Raw genomic sequence first — 2,900 nt, forward strand, 5'->3', positions numbered from 1 at the left:
CAGCCCTTAAGCTGGTATGGTTCTAGAAAAACGGTTTGGAAAAGCCGGCCATAGAAGGTGATAGCCCTGTATTTAAAAGGGCCATTCCAGTGAAGACGAGTAGGGCGGGGCACGTGAAACCCTGTCTGAATATGGGGGGACCATCCTCCAAGGCTAAATACTACTGACCGACCGATAGTGAACCAGTACCGTGAGGGAAAGGCGAAAAGAACCCCGGAGAGGGGAGTGAAATAGATCCTGAAACCGTGTGCGTACAAGCAGTAGGAGCTCGAAAGAGTGACTGCGTACCTTTTGTATAATGGGTCAGCGACTTACTGTTCGTGGCAAGCTTAACCGTATAGGGGAGGCGAAGGGAAACCGAGTCTGATAAGGGCGCATAGTCGCGGGCAGTAGACCCGAAACCGGGTGATCTAGTCATGCCCAGGGTGAAGGTGCGGTAACACGCACTGGAGGCCCGAACCCACTCCCGTTGCAAAGGTAGGGGATGAGGTGTGATTAGGAGTGAAAAGCTAATCGAACCCGGAGATAGCTGGTTCTCCTCGAAAGCTATTTAGGTAGCGCCTCATATGTATCCTCTTGGGGGTAGAGCACTGTTATGGCTAGGGGGTCATCGCGACTTACCAAACCATTGCAAACTCCGAATACCAAGACGGACTGTATGGGAGACACACGGCGGGTGCTAACGTCCGTCGTGAAAAGGGAAACAACCCAGATCCACAGCTAAGGTCCCAAATTTACTGCTAAGTGGAAAACCATGTGGAAAGGCACAGACAGCCAGGAGGTTGGCTTAGAAGCAGCCACCCTTTAAAGAAAGCGTAATAGCTCACTGGTCGAGTCGGTCTGCGGGGAAGATTTAACGGGGCTAAGCAGTAAACCGAAGCTTGGAGTGTGCATATTTATATGTACGCGGTAGAGGAGCGTTCCGTAAGCCTGTGAAGGTGAGTTGAGAAGCTTGCTGGAGGTATCGGAAGTGCGAATGCTGACATGAGTAACGATAATGCGGGTGAAAAACCCGCACGCCGAAAGCCCAAGGTTTCCTTGCGCAACGTTAATCGGCGCAGGGTGAGTCGGCCCCTAAGGCGAGGCAGAAATGCGTAGTCGATGGGAAGCAGGTTAATATTCCTGCACCTCGCGTAAGTGCGATGGAGGGACGGAGAAGGTTAGGTGTACCAGGCGTTGGTTGTCCTGGGGAAAGGCGGTAGGTTTGAATCTTTGGCAAATCCGGGATTCTTTAAGACCGAGCACCGAGACGAGCCTTTAAGGCGAAGTCACTGATACCACGCTTCCAGGAAAAGCTCCTAAGCTTCAGCTTACGCAGACCGTACCGTAAACCGACACAGGTGGGTAGGATGAGAATTCTCAGGCGCTTGAGAGAACTCGGGTGAAGGAACTAGGCAACATGGCACCGTAACTTCGGGAGAAGGTGCACCCTTTTTGGTGGCTCATGCGAGCTATAGCTGAAGAGGGTCGCAGTAACCAGGCCGCTGCGACTGTTTATCAAAAACACAGCACTCTGCAAACACGAAAGTGGACGTATAGGGTGTGACGCCTGCCCGGTGCTGGAAGGTTAATTGATGGGGTCAGCCGCAAGGCGAAGCTCTTGATCGAAGCCCCAGTAAACGGCGGCCGTAACTATAACGGTCCTAAGGTAGCGAAATTCCTTGTCGGGTAAGTTCCGACCTGCACGAATGGCGTAACGACAGCGGCGCTGTCTCCACCCGAGACTCAGTGAAATTGAAATCGCTGTGAAGATGCAGCGTTCCCGTGGCAAGACGGAAAGACCCCGTGAACCTTTACTATAGCTTTACACTGAACGTTGAGTTCGTCTGTGTAGGATAGGTGGGAGGCTATGAAACTGTGGCGCTAGCTGCAGTGGAGCCATCCTTGAAATACCACCCTGTCGTGCTTGACGTTCTAACCTAGGTCCATTATCTGGATCGGGGACCGTGTATGGTGGGTAGTTTGACTGGGGCGGTCTCCTCCTAAAGAGTAACGGAGGAGCTCGAAGGTACGCTCAGCGCGGTCGGACATCGCGCACTGTGTGCAAAGGCATAAGCGTGCTTGACTGCAAGATCGACGGATCAAGCAGGTAGGAAACTAGGACTTAGTGATCCGGTGGTTCTGTATGGAAGGGCCATCGCTCAACGGATAAAAGGTACTCCGGGGATAACAGGCTGATACCGCCCAAGAGTTCATATCGACGGCGGTGTTTGGCACCTCGATGTCGGCTCATCACATCCTGGGGCTGTAGTCGGTCCCAAGGGTATGGCTGTTCGCCATTTAAAGTGGTACGCGAGCTGGGTTCAGAACGTCGTGAGACAGTTCGGTCCCTATCTGCCATGGGCGTTGGAAGTTTGAGAGGGGCTGCTCCTAGTACGAGAGGACCGGAGTGGACGAACCTCTGGTGTTCCGGTTGTCACGCCAGTGGCATTGCCGGGTAGCTATGTTCGGAAGCGATAACCGCTGAAAGCATCTAAGCGGGAAGCGCGCCTCAAGATGAGACTTCCCGGGGCACAAGCCCCCTAAAGGAACCATATAGACTATGTGGTTGATAGGTCAGGTGTGTAAGTGCAGCAATGCATTGAGCTAACTGATACTAATGATCCGTGAGGCTTGACCATATAACCTCAAGTTGCCTTGGCCGACATGACATGTCGATAGAGTCCAAGTTGCACGCTACGTCACAAGACCAAACGCGAGACAGGCGCCGTAGGCCCTTTCTTGGATGGCATGCAGATCCATGCATACCTCCAGAAAGAAGACACGAGCGACGCTCCAACTGTCTCCCTGATGAAATTAGCGCTATGGAACCACCCGATCCCATCCCGAACTCGGAAGTGAAACGTAGCCGCGCCGATGGTAGTGCAGCCTAAGCTGTGCGAGAGTAGGTCATCGTCAGG

2 rRNA genes are annotated in these 2,900 nt (G+C 53.1%); both read left to right on the forward strand.

Annotation, left to right across the window (positions count from 1 at the left end):
* A 23S ribosomal RNA gene (locus tag ACVOMB_RS20865) occupies positions 1–2,621 on the forward strand; the annotation flags it as partial.
* A 165-nt stretch (positions 2,622–2,786) separates the two neighbouring features.
* Positions 2,787–2,900, forward strand: a 5S ribosomal RNA gene (rrf, locus tag ACVOMB_RS20870); the annotation flags it as partial.

It is taken from the genome of Stenotrophomonas sp. STEN018 (assembly GCF_056760235.1).